We start from the raw sequence: 2,988 nt of genomic DNA on the forward strand, positions 1-2,988 counted from the left end.
AAAATTTGCTTGGCGACCATAGCATTGTGGACCCACCTGATTCCATGCCGAACTCAGAAGTGAAACACAATAGCGCCGATGGTAGTGTGGGGCTTCCCCATGTGAGAGTAGGACATCGCCAGGCTTTAAATATCGTTACCTGTGTATACATGTAACAACATCTACAGTGTACTAATCTGTTGATGACAATTTTTTGGAGGGATGGCTGAGTGGTCGAAAGCACCGGTCTTGAAAACCGGCAACCGTTAATAGCGGTTCTAGGGTTCAAATCCCTATCCCTCCACCACCATTAGAAAGCCCGCTGAGAAATCAGCGGGCTTTTTTCTTATCTGCGATATACATAAATAAAAGGGGAAGGGCACTGACGTGCTCTTCCCTTTTTTGTATTTAAAACAATGACGACTAGTCCGCTAAATATTTCCCTTCTGCAACTTGCCAGAACGCTCGAATTAGAGGGTTATCTAGCTGTGCTCGCTTACAACATACGCCTAACTCAAATAGCTTGATAGGTTCTATCTTTAAGCGGCTAACTTTATCTCTTACTGGACTGTTGTTTATGACCACATCAGGTGCGATGCCAACTCCACATCCTAGTGCCACCATACTTACAATCGCCTCATGGCCAGAAACTTGCGCGTATATGTTGGGTTTTATCTTCATCTTTTTAAACCATGCATTGGCTCGTTCACGCGCTGTTCCTGCTTCTGGGATGATAAAGGGCACTTCATTCCAGTTTGGCTTATCGGATTGCAGTTGTTGGCTAAAGCTACTCACACCAGATGGAATGATGACTGACAGTGGAATATCGCTGATGGTTTCGAATTCTAACCTTGAAGGAAGGATGTCTGGCTTTGCTGAAATCGCGATATCCGCTTCATCGTTTAAGATCTTGTCGATGGATTGAGCTGGATCACCAGTAGAGAGCTTAAATTCAATATACGGATGAATAGCCCTAAATTCGGTTATGAGTTCAGGTAGGTGACTGTAGCTAGCCGTTACTGAACAAAATATACGGATCTCACCTTTAAGTTCTTGCTCTCCGCCCTTCAGGTGAAGGTTATATTGCTGCCACTCTCCCACGATGCTCAATGCTACAGGCAATAGGTGTTTTCCTGCTGGGGTAAGATCAACACTGCGGTTGTCTCTGATTAGCAGTTCTTGTCCTGTTTCCTCTTCAAGCTTTTGTATCTGACGGCTCAGCGCTGAAGGACTGACGTGCATAGCAGCAGCGGTTTTGCTGAAACTCTTGCTGTCGCATAAATGTATAAATAATTGTAGAGATTTTATGTTCATGTTCTGCGATCGTTTCCATGTTGCATTTATTGCAATAACTAATTGTGAATATATCACTTTCAGCAACGGAGTGTCTGTTTTAGTATGAAGTCATTCGATAGAGAGATATCGACCTTACGGACTTATTTTTAAAGGAGTGCCCTAGAATGGCTAACTATTTCAATACATTAAACCTTCGTGAACAACTAGACCAATTAGGTCGTTGCCGCTTTATGGATCGTGAAGAATTCGCGACAGAAGCTGAATACCTTGAAGGTAAGAAAATCGTAATTGTTGGTTGTGGTGCTCAAGGCCTAAACCAAGGTCTAAATATGCGTGATTCTGGTCTAGACGTATCTTACGCTCTACGCCAAGCGGCAATTGATGAAAAGCGTCAATCATTCAAAAATGCTGATGAAAACGGCTTTGTTGTGGGTAGCTACGAAACGCTAATCCCTCAAGCAGACCTAGTAATCAACCTTACTCCTGATAAGCAACACACAAACGTTGTTGAAACAGTAATGCCTCTAATGAAGCAAGGCGCTGCTCTTGGTTACTCTCACGGCTTCAACGTTGTGGAAGAAGGCATGCAATTACGTGCTGACCTTACTGTAGTAATGGTTGCACCTAAGTGTCCAGGCTCTGAAGTTCGCGAAGAGTACAAACGTGGCTTCGGTGTACCAACACTTATCGCTGTTCACCCAGAAAACGACCCTAAAGGCGAAGGTTGGGATATCGCTAAAGCTTGGGCTGCAGGTACTGGTGGTCACCGTGCAGGTTGCCTAGAGTCTTCTTTCGTAGCAGAAGTTAAATCTGACCTGATGGGTGAGCAAACTATCCTTTGTGGCATGCTACAAGCGGGTTCTATCGTATCTTACGAGAAGATGATTGCTGATGGCATCGAACCTGGCTACGCAGGCAAGCTTCTACAATACGGTTGGGAAACGATTACTGAAGCACTTAAGTTTGGTGGCGTAACTCACATGATGGATCGCCTATCTAACCCGGCTAAAGTTAAAGCGTTTGAGCTTTCTGAAGAGCTTAAAGACCTAATGCGTCCGCTTTACAACAAGCACATGGATGACATCATCTCTGGTCACTTCTCTAGCACAATGATGGCTGACTGGGCGAACGATGACGTGAACCTACTAGGCTGGCGTGAAGAGACAGGCGAAACTGCATTCGAAAACTACCCAGCTTCTGACGTAGAAATCTCAGAGCAAGAGTACTTCGACAACGGTATCCTAATGGTTGCTATGGTTCGTGCCGGTGTTGAGCTAGCATTCGAAGCTATGACGGCATCAGGCATCATTGATGAGTCTGCTTACTACGAATCTCTACATGAGCTTCCACTAATCGCAAACACAGTTGCTCGTAAGCGTCTTTACGAAATGAACGTTGTAATCTCTGATACTGCTGAGTACGGTAACTACCTATTCGCTAACGTAGCAACACCGCTACTACGTGAGAAGTTCATGCCTTCAGTAGCAACGGACGTCATCGGCCGTGGTCTAGGTGAGACATCTAACCAAGTTGATAACGCTAAGCTAATTGAAGTAAACGAAGCTATCCGTAACCACCCTGTAGAATACATTGGTGAAGAGCTACGTAGCTACATGAGCGACATGAAGCGTATCGCTGTTGGCGGTTAATCTTCCAGTTCATCACTGAATAAAAATAGCCCTGAACATTTGTTCGGGGCTTTTTTATGGTTCA

Annotated in this window: 2 protein-coding genes, 1 tRNA gene and 1 rRNA gene; 3 read left to right on the plus strand and 1 reads right to left on the minus strand. The window is 44.7% G+C overall.

Annotation, left to right across the window (positions count from 1 at the left end):
* Positions 1 to 8 precede the first annotated feature (8 nt).
* A 5S ribosomal RNA gene (gene rrf, locus AB4133_RS10400) occupies positions 9 to 124 on the plus strand.
* Between the two features lie 71 nt (positions 125 to 195).
* Positions 196 to 286, plus strand: a tRNA-Ser gene (locus tag AB4133_RS10405).
* A gap of 116 nt (positions 287 to 402) precedes the next feature.
* Here AB4133_RS10405 and ilvY read toward each other — a convergent pair.
* Positions 403 to 1,293 (minus strand): HTH-type transcriptional activator IlvY, encoded by an 891-nt coding sequence (gene ilvY / locus AB4133_RS10410; protein WP_017071469.1) that lies wholly within the window; start codon positions 1,291 to 1,293, stop codon positions 403 to 405.
* 146 nt (positions 1,294 to 1,439) lie between these two features.
* Between ilvY and ilvC the strand changes: the two genes are divergently transcribed.
* Complete coding sequence (gene ilvC, locus AB4133_RS10415; RefSeq protein WP_017061965.1) at positions 1,440 to 2,924, plus strand: ketol-acid reductoisomerase; 1,485 nt, start codon at positions 1,440 to 1,442, stop codon at positions 2,922 to 2,924.
* Positions 2,925 to 2,988: the final 64 nt, after the last annotated feature.

The sequence above is a fragment of the Vibrio sp. 10N.286.52.F8 genome (genome assembly GCF_041468745.1).
Taxonomy (GTDB): Bacteria; Pseudomonadota; Gammaproteobacteria; order Enterobacterales; family Vibrionaceae; genus Vibrio; species Vibrio crassostreae_C.